This is a genomic window from Streptomyces sp. NPDC045778, from assembly GCF_056431945.1.
Genome location: NZ_JBWKJZ010000024.1, coordinates 19,509 through 44,112, shown reverse-complemented (window position 1 = coordinate 44,112; position 24,604 = coordinate 19,509). Strand labels below are relative to the sequence as shown.

Here is a 24,604-nt window from a genome sequence, read left to right as displayed (position 1 = left end):
CCGAGCCGGAAGCGCTCGCGCGGACCTACGAGCTGCCCAACGGCATGACGGTGTTCCAGCAGAACAGGAGCGAGACCGACTTCGTCTACGACGAGATCTTCACGCACCTCGAATACCTGCGGAACGGCATCACCATCGAGGACGGCGACACCATCTTCGACGTGGGCGCCAACATCGGCCTGTTCACGCTGTTCGCGGGCAGCCGCTGCCCCGGCGCCAGGATCCACGCCTTCGAGCCGATCCCGCCGGTCTTCGACTCGCTGCGCCGCAACGTCGCGCTCCACGGCATCGACGCCAAGGTGCACGACTGCGGCCTCGCGGCCGAGGCGAAGGAGGAGACCTTCACCTTCTACCGCCACAACACCGTCATCTCCTCCAGCGTCACCACCGCCGAACAGGCCCACGACCTGGTGCGCTCGTACCTGCGCAACCAGGAGGAGCTGACCGACGAGGGCACCGACGGCACCACCGCGGGGGACGACCTCGTCGACGCGGTCGTCGACGCCCGCCTCGACAGCGAACAGTTCACCTGCCGCCTGCGGACCGTCTCGGAGATCATCGCGGAGGAATCGCTCGACCGGATCGACCTGTTGAAGGTCGACGTGGAGAACGCCGAGTACGAGGTGCTCAAGGGCATCCACTGGCGGGACTGGCCGAAGATCCGCCAGCTCGTCGTCGAACTCCACGACGTGGACGGGCAGTTGGAGAAGGTCGTCACCCTCCTCAAGGCCCTCGGCTACGACGTCGTGTGCGAGCAGGACAACCGACTGCTCCGCAACACCACCCTCTACAACGTCTACGCCCGCCGCGCCGACGACCAGGGCGCACGGCCGCCGGCCGGGTCCGCCGCCGCGCCGCGCTGGTCCGGCCGGGCCGCCCTGCTCGCCGACGTACGCGAGAAGCTGGGCGCGGCGCTGCCCGAGTACATGCTCCCGGCCGCGCACGTCCTCCTCGAAGAGCTGCCCCTGACCCAGAACGGCAAGCTCGACCAGCGGGCCCTGCCCGCCCCCGAGGACCGCCGGCGGCCCACCGGGCGCCGCGTCGCGCCCCGCACCGAGGCCGAGCGGACCGTCGCGGGCGTCTGGGCGGAGCTGCTGCGCACCGACACCGACGACCTGGACGTGGACAGCGACTTCTTCGCCCTCGGCGGCAACTCGCTGCTCGTCACCCGCCTCGTCAACCGCCTCGCCCAGGCGACGGGCGCCGAACTCACCGTGCAGGCCGTCTTCGAGGGACCGACGCTGGCCGCGATGGCCGCCGAGCTGGAGCGACGCGCGCCCGTGGCACCACAGGGCGGCGCCGTCGACGTCGCCGCGATCCTGGAGAGCATCGACTTGATCGAGAACATGAGCGAAGAAGAGCTGGACGCCTGGGAAGGCCGGATCAAGTGACCACGACACCGACGACGAGCACCCCGAGCAACGGCACCTCCCTCGACCTGATCCGGAAGATCAAGTCGCTGCCCGCCAACAAGCAGCGCGCCCTCATCGCGATGCTGAGGAAGCAGGGCGTCGACCTGTCCGCCCTGGAGGCGATCGGCCCCCGCCCGCACACCGGGGACGAGCCGGTCCAGCTGTCCTTCGCCCAGCAGCGCCTGTGGTTCCTGGCGCAGCTGGACGGCACCAGCGCGTACTACAACATCCCGATGGCGCTGCGCCTGAGCGGCCCGCTCGACCGCCCCGCCCTGCTGCGCGCCCTGGAGACGATCGTTCAGCGCCACGAGGCGCTGCGCACCCGCTTCGTCGAGCGCGACGGCGTGCCGTACCAGGAGATCGGCGACGGCCGTGACTTCGCGGTCGGCGAGGAGGAGCTGACCGACCCCGCCGAGCTGCCGTCGATCTGCGAGCGCGAGGCCGTGGCGCCCTTCGACCTGGCCCGCGACTCACTGATCCGCGTCCGCCTCCTGCGCGAGTCGGAGCACGCCCACGTCCTGCTCGTGACCATGCACCACAGCGTCTCCGACGGCTGGTCGCTCGGCGTGTTCTTCCGCGAGCTGGTCACCCTGTACGAGGCGTTCCACGCTGGCGAGCCCTCGCCGCTCGCACCGCTACCCATCCAGTACGCGGACTACGCGCACTGGCAGCGCCAGTGGCTCGTCGACGAGGTGCAGGACCGCCAGCTCGGCTACTGGACCGGCCGGCTCGACGGCGTCGACCCGCGCCTGCCCCTGCCCGCCGACCGCACCCGCCCGGCGATCAAGACCTACGACGGCGCGCACGAGCGCTTCCACCTGCCCGAGGACCTGCTGCGGCGGCTGAAGGCCCTCGCCGAGCAGCACGACGTCACGCTGTACATGACGCTCCTCTCGGCCTACGCGCTCCTGCTGCACCGCTACAGCGAGCAGACGGACATCGCCATCGGCACCCCCGTCGCGAACCGCCAGCGCATCGAGTCCGAAGGGCTCATCGGCTACTTCGCCAACACCCTGGTGATGCGCGCCGACCTGTCGGGCGACCCGACCTTCACCGATCTGCTCGGCCGCGTGAAGGACGTGGCGCTGGGGGCCTTCAGCCACCAGGACGTGCCCTTCGAAGCCGTCGTCGACGCCTTGCAGCTGGAGCGCAGCCTCAGCCACTCGCCGCTGTTCCAGGTCGCCTTCGTCCTCCAGGAGGCCCACACCGACCGCGAGGTGCGCCTGGGGGACCTCGACGTGTCCCTCATCGAGTTCGACTTCGACATCACCAAGTTCGACGCGACGCTCGACCTGCGCGAGACCCCGGACGGGCTGATCGGCGCCTTCGAGTACAACACCGGCCTCTTCGACCGCGAGACGGTCCAGCGCTTCGTCCGCCACTACACCGCGCTCCTTCACGCCGTCGTCGCCGCACCGGGGGAGCGGCTCTCCCGGCTCAGCACCCTCGACGCCGACGAGCGCCACCAGGTGCTCGCCGGGTGGAACGAGGTGCCTGCCGAGGAGCCGGTGGAGCGGTGTCTGCACACGTGGTTCGAGGAGGTCGCGGAGCGTACCCCCGACGCCGTGGCGGTGCGGTTCGAGGACCGCTGCCTGTCGTACGGGGAGCTGAACGCGCGGGCGAACCGTCTGGCCCGGCATCTGCGCGGCCTGGGCGTGGGCCCTGACGTGCTCGTGGCCCTGTGCCTGCCGCGCAGCGAGCACCTCGTGGTGGCCGTGCTCGCGGTGCTCAAGGCGGGCGGCGCCTATGTGCCGCTCGACCCGTCGTCGCCCGCCGACCGCCTCGCGCACGTGCTCGGCGACAGCGCGCCCCAGGTGCTCGTCACCGACGGCGCGCTGCCCGAGGGCCTGGCCGCCCCCTCGATCCCCGTCGTGGACGTCCGCGCCGACGCCGACCGGTGGGCCGCCCTGTCGGGCGACGACGTCACCGGCACGGGCGTGGGCCCCACGCACGCGGCGTACGTCATCTACACGTCGGGTTCGACCGGTGTGCCCAAGGGCGTGGTGGTCGAACACCGCAATGTGGTGCGGCTGTTCACGTCGACGCACGACTGGTTCCGCTTCGGTGAGCGCGACGTGTGGGCGCTGTTCCACTCCTTCGCGTTCGACTTCTCCGTGTGGGAGATCTGGGGCGCGCTGCTGCACGGCGGCCGTCTGGTGGTCGTTCCCCAGGCCGTCACGCGCAGCCCGGAGGACTTCTACCGACTGCTGTGCGAGGCGGGTGTGACGGTCCTCAACCAGACCCCCAGCGCCTTCCGGCAGCTGATCGCCGCACAGGGCGAGGACCCGGAGCCGCACGCGGTGCGCGTGGTCGTCTTCGGCGGCGAGGCCCTGGAGGTCGCCTCGCTCAAGCCCTGGCTGCGCCGCCCGGTCAACAAGAGCACCCAGCTGGTCAACATGTACGGCATCACCGAGACCACCGTGCACGTGACGTACCGGCTGATCACCGAAGCCGACGCGGACCGCACCGTGAGCCCCATCGGCGAGCGCATCCCGGACCTGCGCACCTACGTCCTCGACGGACACGGCCAGCCGGTACCGGTAGGGGTCGTGGGGGAGTTGTACGTCGGTGGCGCGGGCGTGGCCCGCGGCTATCTGAACCGGCCGGAGCTGACCGCGGAGCGGTTCCTGGACGACCCGTTCCGCGAGGAGCCGGGCGCGCGCATGTACCGCTCGGGTGACCTGGCCCGCTGGCTTCCCGACGGCTCCCTCGAATACCTGGGCCGCAACGACGACCAGGTGAAGATCCGCGGCTTCCGGATCGAGCTGGGCGAGATCGAGGCCCGCCTCACCGAACACCCCGCCGTCCAGGACGCCCGCGTCATCGCCCGCGAGGACACCCCGGGCGACCGGCAGCTCGTCGCGTACACCGTCCTGCGCCCCGGCGCCGACGAACCTGACCAGCGCGCCGAACTCGCCCGCCACCTGCGCAGGACCCTGCCCGACTACATGGTCCCCAGCGCCTTCGTGGCCCTGGAACGCCTGCCCATCACCGGCAACGGCAAGCTCGACCGCAAGGCCCTGCCCGCACCCGGCATCGAGGCCTTCGCGCAGCGCGCCTACACGGCCCCGGCCACCGCGACCGAGCGGACCCTCGCCGCCGCCTGGGCCGAACTCCTCGGCTTCGACGAGGACCGCGTCAGCGCGCACGACAACTTCTTCGCGCTCGGCGGCCACTCCCTGCTCATCACCGTCCTCATCGCCCGCCTCAAGGAGCGCGGCCTCGACGTCGCCGTCCGCAGCGTCTTCAGCAGCCCCACGCTCGCCGACCTCGCCGCCGACATCGACCGCGCAGGACCGGCCGCCGCCGGCTACGCCGTGCCCGCCCCCGCCGTCCCCGACGGCTGCGAGCGGCTCACCCCCGAGATGCTGCCGCTGGTCGACCTGGACCAGGCCGCCGTCGATGCCGTCGTGTCCCGCGTGCCCGGCGGCGCCCCCAACGTGCAGGACGTCTACCCCCTCGTGCCGTCGCAGGAGGGCATCCTCTTCCATCACCTGATGGACCCCGCCAACGACCCGTACGTCATCCCGATCCTGCTCACCGCCCCGGACCGGCAGACCTGCGACACCTTCGTCGCGGCCCTCCAGAACGTGGTGGACCGGCACGACGTGATGCGCACGGCCGTCGTCACCGAGGGCCTCGGCGAACCCGTGCAGGTGGTCCTGCGCGACGTCCGCCTCGACGTCGAGCGGCGCACGCTCGACGCCGCCGACTCCGAGGCCGCCGAGGAGCAGGCCCGCGCCTGGCTCGCGGACCCGGGGACGATGACGCTCGACCGGGCGCCGCTGCTGCACCTCGCCGTCGCCGCCGACCCGCACTCCCCGCGGCACTTCCTGCTCCTGCGCGTCCACCACCTCATCGAGGACGCGACCTCGCTGCGCCTCATCCTCGAAGAGCTGGCCGCGCACATGGCGGGCCGTGCCGACGAGCTGCCCCCGGCCCCGGCCTACCGCGACTTCGTCGGCCACACCCTGCACCAGCTCGCCGCGAACGACGCCGAGACGTACTTTTGCCGCGAGCTGGGCGACGTCACCGAGCCCACCACGCCGTTCCAGCTCGTCGACGTGCACGGCGACGGCAGCCGCGTGCGCGACCTGCGCCGCTCCCTGCCGCCCGGCCTCACCAGCCGTCTGCGCGAGCAGGCGCAGCGGCTGCGGATCAGCCCCGCCGCCCTCTTCCACGCCGCCTGGGCCCTGGTCACCGCGGCCACCGGCGGACGCGACGACGTGGTTTTCGGCACCGTCCTCTCCGGCCGCCTCCAGGGCGTGCCCGGCGTCGAGCGGATGCTCGGCAACTTCATCAACACCCTGCCCCTGCGGGTGCGCCTCGCCGACCGCAGCGTCAAGGACCTGGTGTCCGCCGTCGACGCGTCCCTCAAGGAACTGATCGCCTACGAGCAGAGCGCACTCACCCTGGCCCAGCGCTCCAGCGGCCTGGACGGCGACGCCACCCTGTTCAGCTCGATGATCAACTTCCGGTACTTCGAGCCGCGCCAGGGCGACCAGGGCCCCGCGACCCTGGAGGACCTCGGCATCCGCTGGCTGGGCTCCCTCGACCGCACCAACTACCCGGTGGGCGTGTCCGTCGACGACACCGGGACCGAACTGTCCCTCAACGCCCAGGTCGACGCCGCGCTCTCGCCGGACGCCGTCCTCGGCTACGTGGAAGCGGCGGTGACCGGCCTCGTCGACGCCCTGGCCACCGACGACGGCACCGGCACGCGCGCCCTGGACATCGACGTGCTCCCGGCCGCGGAACGCCACCGCCTGCTGACCGAGTGGAACGACACGGACAAGCCCTACCCGGACGACCACTGCCTCTTCGAACTCTTCGAGGAGCACGTCAGGCGGCGCCCCGACGCCGTCGCCGTCGAGCACGGCGAGCAGCGCCTCACCTACGCCGAGACCAACGCGCGCGCCAACCGCGTCGCGCACTGGCTGCGCGAGCAGGGAGTCGGCCCCGACACCCTGGTGGGCCTGTGCGCCCGCCGCTCCCCGGACCTTGTGACCGGCCTGCTCGGCATCCTCAAGGCGGGCGGCGCGTACGTCCCCATCGACCCGGACTACCCCCAGGAGCGCATCCGCACCCTTGTCGCGCGCTCCGGCGTCGACATCGTGCTCAGCCAGTCCCACCTGCCGGCGGAGCGGCTCGACGGCGGGGACGGCGGCAAGCGCCCCCAGGTCCTCCACCTGGACACCGGGCAACGCGCGGGGGACGGCACCCAGCTGCTCGCCGGCCGCCCGGACCACGACCTGACGCGCGCCGACCTCGGCCTCACGCCCGAGCACCTGGCCTACGCCATCTTCACCTCGGGGTCCACCGGCGTCCCCAAGGGCGTCCTGGTGGAACAGCGCGGCGTCGTGCGCCTGGTGCGCAACCCGGACTACTTCCCGACCACCCCCGACGCCGTCGTGCTCCACCACTCCTCGATCTCCTTCGACGTCGGCTCCCAGGAGGTACTCGGCCCGCTGCTGTGCGGCGCCCGCCTCGTCCTGCACGACGGCGACTCCAAGGACGTGGGCGCGCTCCTGGACACCGCCGAGCGCTCCGGCGTCACGACGATGGCCCTGTCCGCGGCCTTCCTGCCCGCGTTCGCCGAGGCCGCGCAGGGGCGGCGGCTGCCGCTCACCTACCTGGGTGTCGGCGGCGAGGCCTTCTCCGCCAAGGACGTACGCCGCCTCTACGCGGCCCACCCCGGCCTCACCGTCGTCAACGCCTACGGCCCGACCGAGAACAGCATCGCCTCCACCTGCCACGTGATCCCCCGGGACATCGCCGACGACGCGGTCATCCCCATCGGCAGGCCCATCGCCCAGTCCACCGCCCACGTGCTCGACACGCACCTGCGGCCCGTGCCGCTCGGCGTCGTCGGCGAGCTGTGCGTGGGCGGCGCGGGCGTCGGCCGCGGCTACCTCGGCAACCCCCAGCTCACGAAGGAGCGGTTCGTCGCCGACCCCTTCGCCACCAGGCCAGGGGCCCGCCTCTACCGCACCGGCGACCTGGTGCGCCGACTGCCCGACGGCGCCCTGGAGTTCGTCGGCCGCGTCGACGACCAGGTGAAGGTCCGCGGCTTCCGCGTCGAACTCGGCGAGATCGAGAACGCGCTGCACTCCCACCCCGCCGTGCGCGGCGCCGTCGTCACCACCCAGGCGAGCGGCGAGGCGAAGAAGCTCGTCGCCTACGTGCGGCCCACGACCGACTGGCTGGACGCCACCGCGCGCGAGCAGAACGCCGACCGCCTGGAGCAGTGGCAGGACCTCTTCGAGGACCAGTACGGCACGGACGCGGACGAACAGGCGAGCAGCGCCGCCGACGCTGCCGGTGACTTTGGCGACGACCTCAACCTGGTCGGCTGGAACTGCAGTTACACCGGGGACGCCATCCCCGAGCACGAGATGCGCGAGTGGATCGACGGCACCGTCCGCCGCATCGAGGAGCTGCGGCCCCGCAGGCTCCTGGAGGTCGGCTGCGGCACGGGCCTGCTGCTGTTCCGCTACGCCGGAGCCTGCGAAGCCGTGCACGCCGTCGACATCTCCGCCTCGGCCCTGGCCGGGGTGCGGCGCGGCGCCGACCGCCGCGGCTGGTCGCACGTCACCCTCGCGCAGGGCGACGCCCGGTCCGTGACCCTGCCCGAAGGCCTCGGCGACACGGAGAAGTTCGACACCGTCGTCATCAACTCCGTGGCCCAGTACTTCCCGAACCGGCTCTATCTGGAAGAGGTCATCGAGCGGCTGCTGCCCCTCGTCGCCGACGGCGGCCGGATCCTCATCGGCGACGTCAGGAACCTCGACCTGTTCACCGCGCACGTCACGGCCGTCGAGCGCAGCCGCCTCCCCGCGCGCGTCTCCGTCGCCGCCCTGGCCCGCCAGGTGCAGCGCCGCCGCCAGCAGGAGACCGAACTCCTCGTCAGCCCGAGCTACTTCGCCGGGCTGCCCGGGCGCTTCGCGGACATCGGCTCCGCCGACATCACCGTCAAGCGCGGCACCGGCGCCAACGAAATGCTCAGCTACCGCTACGACGTGGTCCTCACCAAGGGCCCCGCCCCCGCCCGCGACGACGAGCTGCCCTGGCTGACCGCCACCACGCCCGACGAGGTGCGCGCCCTGCTCGCCGACGGCAGCCGCACGCGGTTCGGCGTCACGGGCCTGGACAACCCGCGCGTCGCCGACGACGTCCGCGCCGCCGAGAGCCTGCGCGGCACCACCGCGCAGCAGCACGTCGAGCCCCTCGGCGCGAGCCGCCTCACGGACGCCGCCCGCCGGCGGGCGCGCGACCTGGAGGACGTCCTCGCGTACGCCGAGAAGCTCGGCTACCAGGCCGCCGTGACCTGGTCCCAGGACCGCCTGGACGGCCTCGACCTGATCCTCGCCAAGGGGGAGCGGCCCACCGCGCGGGCCCGGGCCGCGTACGGCGCGACCCACCTGGCGAACGTCCCGCAGATCGCCACCACGGGCCAGGCCCTGACCCGCACCCTCAAGGACCACCTCGCGGGCAGGATCCCCGAGTACATGGTCCCCAGCGTCTTCGTCGCCCTCGAAGAGCTGCCCCTCACCCCCAACGGCAAGGTCGACAAGCGCGCCCTGCCCGCCCCCGACGAGGCCGACGTGCACAAGGAGGTCTACGTCGCGCCCCGCACCGCCACCGAGCAGGCGCTGTGCCGCCTCGTCCAGGACGTCCTCGACGTCGACCGCGTCGGGCTCCAGGACAGCTTCTTCGACCTCGGCGGGCACTCCCTGCTCGCCACCCGGCTCACCATCCGCGTCAAGCAGGAGACCGGCAAGGAAGTGCCGCTCCAGTCGATCCTCGCGGGCGCCACCCTCGGCGAACTGGCCGCGGGGCTCGACGCGGCGGCGGTCCGCCCGGCCGATGAGACCGTCCCGCTGGTGCCCCTCACCGGCCCCGGCGACGAGAGCCCGCTCTCCTGCCAGCAGAGCGAACTGTGGTTCCTCCACCCGCGCGAGCATCTCGGCTCGTCGTACGACAACGTACAGATGGCCTACCGCGTCATCGGCCCCCTGGACCGGCGGGCCTACGCCCGCGCCTTCGAGGCTCTCGTGGCCCGCCACGCCGTGCTGCGCACCAGCTACCCGCGGCGCGGCGACACCCACGTCCAGCGGGTGAACGACACCAGCGGCTTCGCCGTCGCCTTCGAGGACGTCCCCGGCGACAGCGCGGTCGCCGAGTTCCTGCGCGCCGAGCGGACCCGGCCGTTCGCGCCCGAGGACCGGCACATGCTGCGCGTCCACATCCTGACCCTCACGCCGTACGAGCACGTCGCGGTCGTCACCCGGCCCTGGGGCATCTTCGACGGCTGGTCGACCGGCGTGTTCATCGCCGAACTCAACGCCCTGTACCAGGCGCTGAGCCGCGGCGAGACGCCGTCGCTTCCCGAACTCCCCGTCCAGTACGCGGACTTCGCGCATTGGCAGCGCCGGTCCTTCGACGCCGAGGCCCGCGCCCGGCAGGAGGCCTACTGGCGCTCCCAGCTCGCGGGCCTGCCGCCGCGCACCGCCCTGCGCACCGACTACCAGCGGCCCGCCGCGAAGTCGTACCAGGGCTCGGCGGTCGAGGTGAACGTCCCCGCCGCCGTGCTCGACCAGCTCAAGCGGGTCAGCAAGGAGCGCGGCGGCACCCTGTACCTGACGCTCCTCGCGGCCTTCGCGACGCTGCTCGGCGCCCACACGGACGACCGGGACCTCGCCATCGGCTCGCCGGTGACCAACCGGCCGCGCCCCGAGCTGGAGCGCCTCGTCGGCTACTTCATCAACGTCCTGGTCATGCGCCTGGACGTGCGGCCCGAGCAGGCCTTCGACGAACTCCTCGCGCAGGCCAAGGGCGTCACCGCCGCCGCCCACGACCACAAGGACATCCCCTTCGCCGACCTCGTGACGGCCCTGGTGCCCGAACCGGACCCGGCGCACTCGCCGCTGTTCCAGGCCATGTTCAACCTGGTGCCCGCGGCCGAGGCCGCCCCGCACGACCCCGGCGGCTTGGGCTTCGTGCCCCTGCCCACCGACAGCGGCACGGCGAAGTTCGACCTCAACCTCGTCGTCCGCGAGACCCCCGACGGCCTGCGCGGCTACCTGGAGTACAGCACCGACCTCTACGCCAGGAGCACGGCCCGCCAGATGGCGGCCACCTACGAGAGGCTGCTCCTCAAGATCGTCACACAGCCCGGCGCGAGCCTCGCGCGGCTGCGCGACGCGGCGGCGGACGGCGGTGCCGGATGAGCACCGACCACGCCCCCGCCCGCCCCACCCGTCCCATCCCCACCAGCGAAAGCGCGCACATGACCGAGGAAAAGACCTTCGCCCTGATCGTCGACGCCGTCCGTGAGATCCTCCCGGAACTCGCCGACCACGACTTCAGCAGGGCCGACACCCTGGACGAGCTGGGCGCCAACTCCATGGACCGCGCGGAGATCGTGATGACCGTCCTGGAGGAGATGGACCTGGACATCCCCCTCGTCGAGACCCACGGGCCGCAGAACCTGGGCGAGCTGGCGCGGCACCTCAGCGACACGGCAGCGGTCAAGGCCCGGTGACGTGAGGAACTCCGCAGGGCTCGTCGTCACCGGCCTCGGCGTCACCACCGCCGTGGGCCGGGGCAAGGCCGACTTCACCAGGGCACTGTTCGCCGGAGAGCACCGGTTCGCCGTCATGGACCGGCCCGGGCGGCAGTCCGGCACCCGCTTCGTGGGCGCCGAACTGCCCGCTCAGGAACCCACCACCCGGCTCGGCGCCCGCGAGCTGCGCACCGCGTCCCTCACCGGGCGGGTCGCCCTCGCCACCCTCGAAGAGGCGTGGACCGAGGCGGGCCTCGACGGCTACGACCCCGACCGCGTCGGCCTCGTCATCGGCGGCAGCAACCTCCAGCAGCGCGAACTCGTCCTGGCCCACGACCGGCACCGGGCCAAGCCGCGCTTCCTGCGGCCGAGCTACGGCCTGTCGTACCTGGACACCGACCTGTGCGGCCTGAGCACGAGCGCCTTCGGGATCCGCGGCCTCGCCCACACCGTGGGCGGCGCGTCGGCCAGCGGGCAGCTCGCCGTCATCGAGGCGGCGGAGGCCGTCGCCTCCGGCCGCGTCGACGTGTGCCTCGCCCTGGGCGCGCTCGCCGACCTGTCGTACTGGGAGCTGCTCGGCCTGCACGCGATGGGCGCCATGGCGGGCGAGGACCACGCCGACGCGCCCGCCGAGGCCTGCCGCCCCTTCGACAAGGCGCGCTCCGGCTTCGTCTACGGCGAGGCCTGCGCCGCGCTGGTCATCGAGCGCGCGGGCGCCCGCCCGGACGCCCCCGCCCCGTACGCGCGGATCGGCGGCTGGTCCGTACGCCTGGACGGAAACCGCAACCCCGACCCGTCCCTGGCGGGCGAGACCGCCGCGATCCGCCAGGCCCTGGACCGCGCCGGGCTCACCGCACGGGACATCGACTACGTCAACCCGCACGGCACCGCGTCCCCGACGGGCGACGAGACGGAGGTGGCGGCCCTCAAGGCCTGCGGCCTCACCCACGCCGCTGTCAACGCCACGAAGTCGATCACCGGCCACGGCCTGACGGCCGCCGGAGCCGTCGAGGCGGTCGCGTCGCTGCTCCAGATGCGGCACGGGCGCCTCCACCCCACGCGCAACCTCGCCGAGCCCGTCGACGACGCCCCGCGCTGGGTGCGCGAGACGGCCGTCGAGGCCGACATCCAGCACTGCCTGAGCCTGAGCATGGGCTTCGGCGGCATCAACACCGCACTGTGCCTGAGCGCGTGCGCCGCATAGAGAGCAGAACAGCGAACCCCATGACCCGCGTCGGTATCGAAGCGATGAACGTGTTCGGCGGCTCGGCCGTGCTCGACGTCATGCAGTTGGCGCGCCACCGCGAGCTGGACCCCGCGCGCCTGAACAACCTCCTGATGCAGGAGAAGACGGTCGCGCTGCCCTTCGAGGACCCGGTCACCTTCGGGGCCAACGCGGCCCGGCCGCTCCTCGACCGCATGAGCGAGGAGGAGAAGGGCCGCATCGAACTCCTCATCACCTGCACCGAGTCGGGCTTCGACTTCTCCAAGTCGGCCAGCACCTATCTGCACGACCAGCTCGGCCTGAGCCGCAACTGCCGGATGTTCGAACTCAAGCAGGCCTGCTACGCGGGCACCGCCGGGCTCCAGATGGCCTGCAACCTCATCCTCTCGGGCACGTCGCCCGGCGCCAAGGCCCTGGTCATCGCCACGGACATCTCGCGCTACATCCTGGAGGACGGCGACGACGTGGCCGCCCAGGACTGGGCCTACGCCGAACCCAGCGGCGGCGCGGGCGCGGTCGCCCTGCTCATCAGCGCCGAGCCGCACGTCTTCCAGCTCGACGTCGGCGCCAGCGGGACGTACGGCTACGAGGTCATGGACACCTGCCGCCCCGCCCCCGACAGCGAGGCCGGCGACGTCGACCTCTCCCTGATGTCGTACCTGGACTGCTGCGAGCAGGCCTACCGCGCCTACGAGGCCAAGGTGGAGGGCGCCGACTACCGCGAGACCTTCCAGTACCTCGCCTTCCACACCCCCTTCGGCGGCATGGTCAAGGGCGCCCACCGCACCATGATGCGCAAGGTCGCGGGGGCCAAGGGCGCCGCGGTCGCCGAGGACTTCGAGCGCCGCGTCGTGCCCGGCCTCAGCTACTGCGGCCGGGTCGGCAACATCATGGGCGCGACCGTCTTCCTCTCCCTCGCCGGCACCATCTGCAACGGTTCCTACCCCGACCCGCGGCGCATCGGGCTCTTCTCCTACGGATCCGGCTGCTGCTCGGAGTTCTACAGCGGCGTCGTCACCCCCGACGGCGCCGAGCGGCTGCGGTCCATGGGCATCGAGGACCACCTCGACGCGCGCTACCAGCTCTCCCTCGACGAGTACGACCAGCTCCTGCGGGAGAGCGCGTTCGTGCGCGTCGGCACCCGCGACACGGTCGTCAACCAGGACTTCGTCGCCCGGACCGCGCAGGGCGCCGCGGGCGCATCGCCGCGCCTCGTCCTGCGCGCGATCAAGGAGTTCCACCGGGAGTACGCATGGATCGACTGACCTACTCCACCCTGCGCGTCCGCGAACAGGGCGGCGTCCTCTTCGCCGGGATCCACCGGCCCGAGGCGGGCAACGCCATCAACGCCACGCTGGTGCGCGAACTCGACGACGTCTTCACGCGCGCGGCCACCTCGGAGCACACCACCGTCGTCGTCCTCGAAGGCCTGCCCGAGGTGTTCTGCTTCGGCGCCGACTTCGGCGTGATCAGCGACGCGGCGCGCTCCGGCCAGGACACGTCCTTCGACCCCGAGCCGATGTTCGAGCTGTTCCGGCGCATGGCGTACACCGACGTGCTCACCGTCGCGCACGTGCGCGGCAAGGCCAACGCGGGCGGCGTCGGCCTCGTCGCGGCGTGCGACGTGGTGATCGCCGACGACAGCGCCACCTTCAGCCTCTCCGAGCTGCTCTTCGGCCTGATCCCGGCCGTCGTCCTGCCGTATCTGATCCGCAGGACCGGCTTCCAGCGCGCCCACTACCTCGCCGCCACCACCCAGACCATCGACGCCCGGCAGGCCCACGCCTGGGGGCTCGTCGACGCCCTCGGCACGCCCAGCGACGCGCTCCTCAAGCGCCACCTCCAGCGCCTGGGACGGCTCTCGAAGAAGGGTGTCGCCCGCTACAAGGCGTACCTGCGCGAGCTGTCCCCGCTGACCGAGCACACCAAGGACGTCGCGCTCGCCACCAACCGCCAGGTCTTCGGCGACCCCGACAACGTACGGGCCATCCGGCGCTACGCCGAAGAGGGCGTCTTCCCCTGGGAGAGCGCGACGCCGGACACCGCCGCCGCCCCCACCCCGCACGCACCGCCGCCCCCGCAGCCGTCCCCGAGCGAGACCACCGTGGAACCACCCCACCAGCACCCCACCGCCCCACCACGGCCGCCCGCCCTGTCACCCCGGGCCCTCGGCAGCCCGCACTTCCGCGCGGCACACGGCGTCGACTACGCCTACGCGGCCGGAGCGATGTACAAGGGCATCGCCTCCGTCGACCTCGTCACGGCCCTCGGCAACGCGGGCATGCTCGGCTTCTTCGGCACCGGAGGGCTCCCACTGGACGAGGTCGACGACGCGATCACCCGCATCAGGAAGGGCCTCGACCCCGGCCGCGCCTTCGGCATGAACCTCCTGAACAGCCCGGGCGACCCGGGCCTCGAGGCCCGCACCGTCGAGCTGTACCTGCGCCACGGCGTGCGCTCCGTCGAGGCGTCCGCCTACCTGCGGCCCACGCTGCCCCTGGTCCACTACCGCCTCGCGGGCCTCGGCACCGACGCCGACGGCCGCCTCCGCCAGGACCACCACGTCATCGCCAAGGTCTCGCGCACCGAGGTCGCCGAACACTTCCTCCGCCCGGCCCCGGCCCCCCTGGTCCGGCAGCTCCTCGACGACGGACTCATCACCCCCGAGCAGGCCGAACTCGGCGCCCGCCTCCCGCTCGCGCAGGACCTGTGCGTCGAGGCGGACTCCGCGGGCCACACCGACGGCGGCAACGCCTACGTCCTGATGCCCGCCATGCGCGCCCTGCGCGACCGCGTGACCCGTGAGGAGGGCTATCCCGAAGAGGGCGCCGAGGCTGTGCGCGTCGGCGCCGCGGGCGGCATCGGCACCCCCGAAGCGGCTCTCGCCGCCCTGACCCTGGGCGCCGACTTCCTCGTGACCGGCTCCATCAACCAGTGCACCGTGGAGGCCGGCACCAGCGACGCCGTCAAGGACCTGCTCCAGGGCCTCGGCGTGCACGACACCGAGTACGCCCCCGCGGGCGACATGTTCGAGGTCGGCGCCCGCGTCCAGGCCGTCAGGAAGAGCACGTTCTTCCCCGCCCGCGCCCAGAAGCTGTACGAGCTGTACGTACGGCACGACTCCCTCGACGACCTCGACCCGCGCACCCGCGCGACCCTGGAGAACAAGTACTTCAAGCGCTCCCTCGCCGAGGTGTGGGAGGAGACCCGCGCTCACCTGGCCAGGCGCCACCCCGCCCGGCTCGCGGAAATCGAGCGCAGCCCCAAGCAGAAGATGGCCCACGTCTTCCGCTGGTACTTCGTCCACTCCACGCGCCTCGCGCTGCGCGGCGCCGACCAGCGCGTCGACTACCAGATCCACTGCGGCCCCGCCCTCGGCGCGTTCAACACCTGGGTGCGCGGCACCGACCTCGAACCGTGGCGCGGCCGCAGGGTCGACGTCATCGCCGAGCGGCTGCTGCGGGACACCGCGGCCCTGCTCACCGAGCGCCTGGCCGCCTACGGCGCCCTGGCCGCCGACAGCACACCCTCCACGCCCCACCCCGCCACCGGCGGACCGGCACCTCTCGCGACGGCTGAGTGATCACATGACTTCCGTGTACGTATTCCCCGGGCAGGGCTCCCAGCGCAAGGGCATGGGCAAGGAGCTGTTCGAGAAGTACCCCGACCTCGTGGCCCGGGCGGACCGGCTGCTCGGCTACTCGCTGCGCGCCCTGTGCCTCGACGACCCCGACCGGGTCCTCAACCGCACCGAGTACACCCAGCCCGCCCTCTACGCGGTCAGCGTCCTTCAGTACCTCGACCACGTCGACTCCGGCGGCACCCCGCCCGCCGTCGTCGCCGGGCACAGCCTGGGGGAGTACAGCGCCCTGTTCGCCGCGGGCGCCTTCGACTTCGACACCGGGCTCGACCTCGTGCGCAGGCGCGGCGAGCTGATGAGCCGGGCCCCCAAGGGCGCGATGGCCGCCGTCGTCAACCTGGACCAGGAGCGCGTCGCGGAGATCCTGGCCACGCTGCCCCACTCCGGCATCGACATCGCCAACATCAACTCCCGGCAGCAGTGCATCCTCTCCGGCCCCTACGACGAGGTCCACGCCCCGGACGTCCGCGAGGCCTGCACCGAGGCGGGGGCGCGGTTCATCCCCCTCAACGTGAGCGCGGCCTTCCACTCGCGCTGCATGGCCGGCGTCCAGGAGGAGTTCGCCCGCCACCTGGAGGGTGTGGACTTCCGCCCGCTGCGCATCCCCGTGATCGCCAACTGCACGGCACGGCCGTACCCCACGACCGGCTACGCCGACCTCCTCGTGCGGCAGATATCGAGCCCCGTACGGTGGTACGAATCCCTCTCCTGGCTGATGGCGCGCGGCCACGACGACTTCCGGGAGATCGGCCCCGGCACCGTACTGACCAAGCTCACCGCCAAGATCCGCGAGGAGCCGCTGGCCGTCGAGCCGCCCGCCACCGCGAAGGCACCCGCCCCGCACCGGACACCGCGGCGCCCCGAGGTCGTCTTCATGTACGGCGGCCAGGGCACGCAGTACTACCGCATGGGGCAGGAGCTGTACGACACCCACCCGGCGTTCCGCGACGCGATGGACCGGTGCAGCGCCCTGTACGAGGCGGCGCAGGGCACGTCCCTGGTCGCCGCGATGCACGACGGCACCCGGCGCGGCCAGGACTTCGACGACATCCTGCACACGCACGCGGCGCTCTACAGCGTCGGCTGGAGCCTCACCGAGGCCCTGCGCGCGGAGGGCTTCCACCCCGACGCGGTCCTTGGCCACAGCCTCGGCGAGTACGTGGCGGCCACCGTCGCCGGGGCGATGTCCTTCGAGGACGGCCTCGACCTCGTGATGAAACAGGCACACCTCCTCCAGGCGCGCTGCCGGCCCGGCGGCATGCTGAGCGTCCTGGCCCCGCCCGCCCTCTACCAGCGGCGGCGCGATGTGTTCGCCGGACTCGCCCTGGCGGGCGTCAACTTCACCGGCGAGAACACCGGCAACTTCGTCGTCAGCGGCGAGGCCGAGCGCGTCACCGAGGCCCGCGCCGCGCTCGACCGGGAAGGGGTGATCGCCGTCCGGCTGCCCGTGCGCCACGGCTTCCACTCCGGCCTCCTCGACGACATCCGCCACGAGTGCCGGAGCCTGGGGCGCGCGGTCACGGTCAACTCGCCGCAGCTGCCGGTCTATTCGTGCGCGTACGCCGGTGAGCTGGACGGCACCGCGCTGACCGCCTGGGACGACTACGCGTGGGACGTGATCAGGGGACGCGTGCGCTTCGACGAGTTGATGGCCACCGCGTTCCGCGACCCGGCGCGCCACTACTTCGTCGACCTGAGCGCCAGCGGCTCCTTCGCCAACTTCCTCAAGCACGGCTACGGCCCCGACCACCGGGGCGCCTTCGCCATCAACCAGTTCGGCAACAACACGGCGTCGATGCGCCGCCTGCGCGAGGGCCTGGAGGAGGTCACCCGGGCGGCACCGGCCCTGGTCTGACCTCAAGTCAGCCAGCCACGGAAGGCCAGAGGGGGCTCACCACCGCGTGGTGAGCCCCCTGACGCCTTCTCAGACGGACGGACGTGTCAGCCGTTTCAGCCGACCGACACCGGCAGCGAGGCCACCCCGCGCACGTTGATGCGGCCGTTCCAGGACACCTCACCGGCCAGGGACAGGTCCGGGAACCGCTTCAGCATCCGCTCGAAGGTGACGCTCGCCTCCAGGCGCGCCAGGGCCGCCCCGAGGCAGTGGTGCGAGCCGGAGCCGAACGCCAGGTGCGCGCGGGCCCCTTCGCGGTCCAGGCGCAGCGTGTCAGCGTCCTCGCCCCAGCGCGCCGCGTCGCGGTTCGCGGAGGCCAGACCGGCGACGACCATCGCGCCCGGGGGGATCTCGACGCCGCTGAGCACGGTCGGCTCCAGGGTGATGCGACGGCTGGACTGCAACGGGCTGTCGTAGCGCAGCAACTCGTCCACGGCGTTGGGCATCAGCTCCGCGTCCGCGCGCAGCGCGGCGAGCTGCTCGGGGTGGCGAAGCAGCGCGAGGGTGCCGTTGGCGAGCAGGTTCACGGTCGTCTCGTGGCCCGCGATGTACAGGAGCTGGATCTGCGCGACCAGCTCGTCGTCGCTGAGCTTGTCACCGTCCTCCTCGGCCTCGATGAGGGCCGTCATGAGGTCGTCGGCCGGGTTCTGCCGCTTCCAGGCGATCATCTCGGAGGTCAGGGCGGCCAGCTCGGCGTCCGCGTTCTCGATCTCCTGCATGACGGCGGGGTCGGCGACGGGCTCCAGGGAGCGGACGATCGTGCCGCTCAGCTCCCGGATCCGCTCGTGGTCGGTGGGCGGGGCGCCCAGCATGTCCGCGATCACGGTGAACGGCAGCGGCGACGCGAGCGCCGGCACCAGATCCGCGCCGCCCTCGTCGGCGATCCGGTCGAGCATGCCGTCGACCAGCTCGCCGATGCGCGGCGCGAGCGCCTGGATCGACTTGGGCGTGAACGCCTTTTGTACGAGGCGCCGCAGCCGGGTGTGGTCCGGAGCGTCCCGGTCGATCATCGAGTAGCCGTCGATGAGCGGGGTCTTACGCGACTCGTCCTTCTGTCGCAGGTTCTCCAGCGCGCCGGAGTCGACGTTACGCAATTCGACCGACGCGCCCGAGCGCAGCAGGCCGAACACGTCCTCGTACCGGGTGACCACCCAGAACCCCAAAGGGTGCGGATAGACCGGTGCGACCTCGCGGAGCGTCGCGTACTGCGGGTACGGATCGTCGGTGAACCCCTCGGCGAAGGGGTTGAACAGCGGTATCTGTTCCTGAGGGAGTACGCCCCCGGTCATCTCGTGCTCCTTGTGGTGGCACCGGCTGGAGAGTTCCCGCTCCCTCGGCCCCGGCTGGATGAGAGTTCGCAGGTCACAGTAGTGCCGCGGGGCGGCCCCGCGGCACGTGACCAGGAAGGAAGCAGGAGAGTACCCGGCGGGGCCGCGGCCGGACTAGGCCGCCCAGTGCGCCGGGCGCTCCAGGGACTCGGGGACCTTCGTCCTGGCGTCGCCGCGCGCGGCGTTCAGCTGGGGCTGGGTGAGGAACAGCGCGCCGCGCAGGTCGGCCCCGCACAGGTTCGTGTCCCTCATGTCCGCGCCGATCAGGTCGGCGTCGCGCAGGTCGGCGTCGGACAGGTCAGCCGCGATGAGGAGGGCGCCGCGCAGGCTGGCGCCGCGCAGCTTCGCGCCCCGCTGCCGGGAGCCCATGAGGTTGGCGCCCCGGTGGTTCTTCTTGCGGCCGGGGACCGCCGCCCGGGCCAGCTCGCTGGCGCGCAGCAGCAGCGGGTTCACCTCGCCGCGCAGCGCGTCCACGTCGACGGCGAGGAGCGTCTCGACGCTGTCCCGGGTGAGCGCGTCGATGCGCTCGTACGCCTGGCGCAGATCCCGGTGCACGGGCTTGGCGGCGGGCAGGTCGAGGGCCTGCGCGGTGTACTTCAGGAGTTCCTGGAGCTGCCGCACGACGGGGAAGACTTCGTACATCGCGCGGGCCGAGTCCGGCTCCTCGCGCCAGCTGACGCCCTTGAAGGTGACCTGGGAGACCTTCTGGCCCGCGCCGAAGCAGTCGAACACCGTGCAGCCGTTGTAGCCCTTGTCGCGCAGCCGCTCGTGGATGCCGCAGCGGAAGTCCTCCTGGAGGTTCCCGCAGGGCGTGCCGGCGGACTTGTTCACCGGGAAGTCCGACGAGCGCGAGAAGGGCAGCGCCACGCAGCACAGGCCGAAGCAGCTGCCGCAGTCGGCCTTCAGGTCGGGCTGGGCGGCGTGCGAGGTGCGCTCGGACAAGACGGTGGCTCCTGATGCGGCGTGCGATGGGCGGCGTGCGGTGGTCCTGCGCCTCCATTGTCCCTCGTACGCGGACCGTGACGGTACGTGGGTCCGCGGGCACGCGCGGTGGGCCTGGAGGCGCCGGACCCGGGTCGCGGGACGGGGAGCCGGGGCGCCCCGGCTCCCCGTGCGTCAGCTCTTCCCGGACTGCTCCGCCTGCTCTGCCTGCTCGGCCTTCTTCGCCTTCAGGCGCGCCGACTCCTTGCGGACCTCGGCCTGGGTGGCGCGCTCGCGCTCCAGCCACTCGGGGCGCTCGTCCTTGAGGGCGTCGATCTGCTCGGTGGTGAGGGCCTCCGTGACGCCGCCGCGGGCGAGGCCCGACACGGAGACGCCCAGCTTCGCCGCCACGACCGGGCGGGGGTGGGGGCCGTTCTGGCGCAGGTCGCGCAGCCACTGGGGCGGGTCGGCCTGCAGTGCGTTCAGCTCGGTCCGCGAGACGACACCCTCCCGGAACTCGGCGGGGGTGGCCTCGAGGTACACACCCAGCTTCTTCGCCGCGGTGGCGGGCTTCATGGTCTGGGTGGAGTGGTGCGACGTCATACGACAAGGGTATCGAGCGAATGCGCGACCGCTGACCACGGCGGGCCCGCCGCCGCCCGCACCGTCCGGCGGGTCGGGCGCCGACTACGGGCGGTAGTCTGGCGAGGTGACAGGCTCGGAAGACTCTCCCGCGTTCCGGCTCGCCTACGTCCCCGGGGTGACGCCCTCGAAGTGGGTGCGCATCTGGAACGAGCGGCTGCCCGACATCCCCCTGACCCTCCTCCAGGTGCCCGCCCCCGAGGCCTGCGAGGTCCTGCGGAAGGGCGGGGCCGACGCGGGGCTCGTACGGCTTCCGGTCGACGGCGACGACCTCAGCGCGATCCCTCTGTACGAGGAGACGACGGTGGTCGTGGTCCCCAAGGACCACCTCTTCGCCGCGGCCGACGAGGTCGCTGTGGCCGACCTCGACGACGAGCTGGTCCTGCACCCCCAGGACGACACCCTGGACTGGGAGCGCCCGCCGGGCCGCCCCGCCCTGGAGCGCCCGGCCACCACCGCCGACGCCGTCGAACTCGTGGCGGCGGGCGTCGGCGTGCTGATCGTCCCCCAGTCCCTGGCGCGGCTGCACCACCGCAAGGACCTCACGTACCGCACGGTCACGGACGTCCCCACGTCCCGCGTGGCGCTGTCGTGGCCTCAGGAGGCCACGACCGACATGGTGGACGATTTCATCGGCATCGTCCGCGGCCGCACCGTCAACAGCACCCGGGGCCGCCGCGCCGAGGCGGAGACGAAGGCCAAGCGCCCGGAGAAGGGCGCCGCGCCGCGCAAGGCCGACGGGGGCAAGGGCGGCGGCCGGGGCACCGGCAGGACGGCGGGCAAGCCGTCCGCGAAGAACGCGCGCCGCGGCGGCCCGAAGGGCATCAAGGGCGGCAAGCCGCGCCGCAGGCCGTAACGCGCCGCCCGCCCGTCACCAGGGTTCGTTGCGCAGGAACGCGCCGGACCGCCGCGCCTCCGCCTCCCGCGCCTGGTGGGAGCGGACCAGGGCCAGGCAGCCCACCGCCGCCACCGCCGTGGCGATGACGACCAGACGCCAGAGGGCGACGGTGGCTCCGGCCGCCGCGGGGTCCGGGTGCGAGGCGAGGGTGATGCCGAGGATCAGCGGGACGGCCATCGCGAGGGCCCAGCCGCCGAGCACGGACGAGGCGAGCCGGTGAGGCAGGACGAGACCGGCCCAGAGCAGCACCGCGAGGGTGCCCGCCACGGCCACCGCCCCGCTCATCAGCCCCGGAACGGCGATCCACGCGGCGACGGCCCCCGTGACGGCACCCGTCGCCACCGGGATCAGCTCGCGGCGGTCGAGGGGACGCGACCGTGTGCCGCCGTGCCGCATCAGATGCACGGCGGCGAGCAGTCCCACGGCTCCCGCCAGGAGGTAGGGCCCGCTGTTGAGCCAGGCGTCCTGGTCGAGTTCGCGTAGGTCCTGGTGGACGCTGTTGATGACGAATCCGCTGGTCAGGGCGAGGAGGCCGCTGCCCGCGAGGAGCCCGGCCCAGGTGCGCCTGCTGGGCGAGACGAGACTCGCCCAGGAGCCGATGAGCAGGCCGAGGAAGGGGAGGTGGGTGAGGACGAGGAGGGCGTTGAGTACCCCGTCCTCCCCGAAGGGGTAACCGGCCCCGACGGTGGCCCAGGGGGCTTCGGTCCCCGAGACCTCGGCGCGGTGCCCCGCGTCGATCCACCACGTCTCGAAGGGGCGCGTACGGAACACGAGGAGCCCCGGCCCGGTGAGCACGGCGTGCCCGTCGAGCTGGAACCAGGACAGGACCCAGAGGCCGACCGTGCCGAGGCCGAGGAGCCCGGGCAGGACGGGGTTCACGAGCGACGCGGGCCGCGCGGGCTGCCGCCACGGCACCGCGGCCGGTGCGGCCGGTGCGGCGGGCGGTGGACGACGCGGTGCCACCGGGGCCGCGGCCATCCTGGTGGTGACGCGGCCCTCCGCGATCTGCCGCAGGTCCGCGGCCGTCCGCGCGACGTGCGGCCGGTCTTCCGGGTTCTTGGCCAGCAGGGCGGTCAGGACGGCCCCCAGGGCCGCCCCGGCGCGGCGCGGCACGGGCGGCGGGTCGGAGAGCACCGCCGCGATCGACTCCACCGCCGCGGGCCTGGCGAAGGGCGAGACGCCCTCCACGGCGTGGAAGAGCGTGACGCCGAGGGCCCAGAGGTCCGTGGCGGGCACCGGCGCGCCCCGGATCTGCTCGGGCGCCATGTAGGCCGGGGTGCCGAAGACGCTCGTGGTGGTGGTGACATCGCTGGAGAGCCGGGCGATCCCGAAGTCGGCCAGCTTGACCCGGCCGCCCGCGAGGAGCATCACGTTCTCGGGCTTGACGTCACGGTGGATCACGCCGAGGGCGTGGGCGGCGCCGAGGACCTCGGCCAGCTGCGCGCCGATCGACGCCGCCCGCGCCGGCGGCAGGGGGCCCTCCCGGGCCACGAGCGCGGACAGGGTGGTGCCCCGGACCAGCTCCATGACGATGACGACCTCGGCCCCTGAGCGCACCACGTCGTACACGGTGACGGCGCCGGGGTGGTTGAGCTTCGCGGCCGCGCGGGCCTCGCGCAGCAGCCGCGCGGTGGCCTTGGTGTCCAGGGGCGCGGCCCCTTGTCCGGGGCCGCGCACGTGCTTCACGGCGACCTCGCGCCCGAGCAGTGTGTCGACGGCCCGCCACACCACCCCCATGCCACCCCGCCCCAGCTCCTCGATGAGCTGGAACCTGTCACCGAATGGCTGCCCGCCCTCAACCATCGCGACCCCCCCCCGGAACGCGCCCCCTGATACTCGCGGGGTCATCATCCAGCCATTGGCGACTGCGCGCAGCGTAAGACCGAAGTTGAGCCTTTGCGACCGTTCCTGAGCGGTCCGCCCGCCTAGGCCTGGGGAAGCGCGTCCAGCGTCGGGCGGATGGCCCGCTCGGCCTTGTGCGGGTAGGGGAACCCGTGGGCCTCGGCCACCTCCTTGGCCAGGTCGGCGAAGAGGTCGGCGGTGGCGCGGGCGGCGCGCAGGGCGTCGGCCGCGGCGAAGCCGCCGAAGGTGTCGGGCAGCCGCTCCCACACCCCGGGTGCCGCCCAGCGCCGCATGCGGGTGCCGCCGTACCAGACGTCGTGGCCGGCGCCCGCACGCGTCAGGGCGTGCCACTCGACGACGGACTCCAGGAGTTCCTTCGTGGTCCAGTCCCGCGACTTGGCCACCCACAGCTCGCCCCGGGCGAGACAGCGCGGCAGATGCGCGATCTCGAACCAGAACTCCGCGCACAGCTCCTCGAACTCCTCGGCGTCGGGCAGCTCGGCCGTCACCGTGCCGCTGGGCGCGGGCAGGCGGGCGGCCGCCCCGTCGGGGTCCCACAGCACCTCGTAGCCGCGCTCGTGCAGGTCGTCGAGGCCCTCCTCGGCCATCGTCGCGAGCAGGCCCACCGGCACCACTTGGAAGTCGGCCTTGACGCCGCCCTCGAAGAACACGAGCCGCGCCGGGTTCTCCCACGGACCTTCGAGGCCCACCTGCACCACGACCGGGCCCAACTCCTCGACCCACGCGCCGTTCTCGTAGCGCTCGGGGTCGGTGGTGTACACCTCGATGTCGTGGTCGGAGAAGGCGTCCACCGTGCCGTCGCCGCGCGCCCGCGACCCCGTCCGCAGCACGGCCCGCACGTCCTCCCGGAGCCGCGCCCACTCCCGCACCCGCTCGACGATCCCGTCGTCACCGATTTCAACGATCATGCCGGTCACGCTACTGCGTCACTGTCGGAGGCCTGACCCCGCTCCCGTACGTACGAGTGGAGGAACGAGCAGATCCCCGCGGCCCCTGCGACGACGCACACCGTCTCGGTGACGTCCGTGCCGAAGAGTTCCATGAGGTGGCGGTCGCCGAGGGCGAGGGCGACGGTCTGGCCCGTCACCACGGTGAGGCCGCCGAGGAGGAAGGCGATCAGCAGGACGCGGGTCGCGCCGAGGAGGAAGAGACGGAGGAAGGTGCGCACGGCGGGTGCTCCGTTCTGGTCAGGGGCGTTCGGCTCCGGAAGTGCTCC

At 72.7% G+C, this 24,604-nt stretch carries 14 protein-coding genes; 8 read left to right on the top strand and 6 right to left on the bottom strand.

All coding sequences use genetic code 11. The features are described 5' to 3' along the window. Positions 1-44: 44 nt before the first annotated feature. Genes AC07GB_RS27560 through fabD form a run of 7 tightly spaced genes read left to right on the top strand, consistent with a single transcriptional unit; the run spans position 45 to position 17,697 of the window. Positions 45-1,391 (top strand): FkbM family methyltransferase, encoded by a 1,347-nt coding sequence (locus AC07GB_RS27560; RefSeq protein ID WP_478850078.1) that lies wholly within the window; start codon positions 45-47, stop codon positions 1,389-1,391. Beyond that, the gene (locus AC07GB_RS27555; protein WP_478849970.1) at positions 1,388-10,642 is read left to right on the top strand and encodes an amino acid adenylation domain-containing protein; all 9,255 of its coding nucleotides are present in this window, start codon (positions 1,388-1,390) and stop codon (positions 10,640-10,642) included. Before AC07GB_RS27560 ends, AC07GB_RS27555 begins: the two co-directional genes overlap by 4 nt. Before the next feature lie 59 nt (positions 10,643-10,701). Further along, the gene (locus AC07GB_RS27550) at positions 10,702-10,956 is read left to right on the top strand and encodes an acyl carrier protein (RefSeq protein WP_478849968.1); all 255 of its coding nucleotides are present in this window, start codon (positions 10,702-10,704) and stop codon (positions 10,954-10,956) included. Between the two features lies 1 nt (position 10,957). Next, the gene (locus AC07GB_RS27545; RefSeq protein WP_478849966.1) at positions 10,958-12,181 is read left to right on the top strand and encodes a beta-ketoacyl synthase N-terminal-like domain-containing protein; all 1,224 of its coding nucleotides are present in this window, start codon (positions 10,958-10,960) and stop codon (positions 12,179-12,181) included. A 20-nt stretch (positions 12,182-12,201) separates the two neighbouring features. Then, complete coding sequence (locus AC07GB_RS27540; RefSeq protein WP_478849964.1) at positions 12,202-13,467, top strand: hydroxymethylglutaryl-CoA synthase family protein; 1,266 nt, start codon at positions 12,202-12,204, stop codon at positions 13,465-13,467. Continuing rightward, on the top strand, positions 13,455-15,785 hold the full coding sequence (locus AC07GB_RS27535; protein WP_478849962.1) for an enoyl-CoA hydratase/isomerase: 2,331 nt from the start codon (positions 13,455-13,457) through the stop codon (positions 15,783-15,785). The genes AC07GB_RS27540 and AC07GB_RS27535 overlap by 13 nt, the downstream gene beginning before the upstream one ends. 4 nt (positions 15,786-15,789) lie before the next feature. Continuing rightward, positions 15,790-17,697 carry an ACP S-malonyltransferase gene (gene fabD, locus AC07GB_RS27530; RefSeq protein ID WP_478849960.1) on the top strand — a complete coding sequence of 636 codons (1,908 nt, stop codon included), beginning with the start codon at positions 15,790-15,792 and terminating at the stop codon, positions 17,695-17,697. Positions 17,698-17,792: 95 nt separating this feature from the next. On the opposite strand, the gene AC07GB_RS27525 is transcribed toward fabD, so the two are convergent. The 3 genes from AC07GB_RS27525 to AC07GB_RS27515 form a co-directional block, all read right to left on the bottom strand. Then, positions 17,793-19,025: a cytochrome P450 gene (locus tag AC07GB_RS27525; protein WP_478849958.1), complete on the bottom strand. Its 1,233-nt coding sequence runs from the start codon at positions 19,023-19,025 to the stop codon at positions 17,793-17,795. 153 nt (positions 19,026-19,178) lie between these two features. Then, positions 19,179-20,006 carry a pentapeptide repeat-containing protein gene (locus tag AC07GB_RS27520; protein WP_478849956.1) on the bottom strand — a complete coding sequence of 276 codons (828 nt, stop codon included), beginning with the start codon at positions 20,004-20,006 and terminating at the stop codon, positions 19,179-19,181. A gap of 174 nt (positions 20,007-20,180) precedes the next feature. Then, positions 20,181-20,588: a DUF5997 family protein gene (locus AC07GB_RS27515; protein WP_478849954.1), complete on the bottom strand. Its 408-nt coding sequence runs from the start codon at positions 20,586-20,588 to the stop codon at positions 20,181-20,183. Positions 20,589-20,694: 106 nt separating this feature from the next. Here AC07GB_RS27515 and AC07GB_RS27510 point away from each other — a divergent pair, with 106 nt between their 5' ends. Then, entirely contained in the window at positions 20,695-21,483 is a 789-nt protein-coding gene (locus AC07GB_RS27510) for a LysR substrate-binding domain-containing protein (RefSeq protein WP_478849952.1), read from the top strand. Between the two features lie 15 nt (positions 21,484-21,498). Here the strand turns inward: AC07GB_RS27510 and AC07GB_RS27505 are convergent, their stop codons facing one another. From AC07GB_RS27505 to AC07GB_RS27495, 3 genes are all read right to left on the bottom strand, one after another. After that, positions 21,499-23,328 carry a serine/threonine-protein kinase gene (locus tag AC07GB_RS27505; protein WP_478849950.1) on the bottom strand — a complete coding sequence of 610 codons (1,830 nt, stop codon included), beginning with the start codon at positions 23,326-23,328 and terminating at the stop codon, positions 21,499-21,501. A 122-nt stretch (positions 23,329-23,450) separates the two neighbouring features. Then, on the bottom strand, positions 23,451-24,296 hold the full coding sequence (locus AC07GB_RS27500; protein WP_478849948.1) for an aminoglycoside 6-adenylyltransferase: 846 nt from the start codon (positions 24,294-24,296) through the stop codon (positions 23,451-23,453). Positions 24,297-24,301: 5 nt separating this feature from the next. Then, positions 24,302-24,556, bottom strand: a complete 255-nt coding sequence (locus tag AC07GB_RS27495) for a hypothetical protein (RefSeq protein WP_478849946.1) — start codon at positions 24,554-24,556, stop codon at positions 24,302-24,304. Positions 24,557-24,604: the final 48 nt, after the last annotated feature.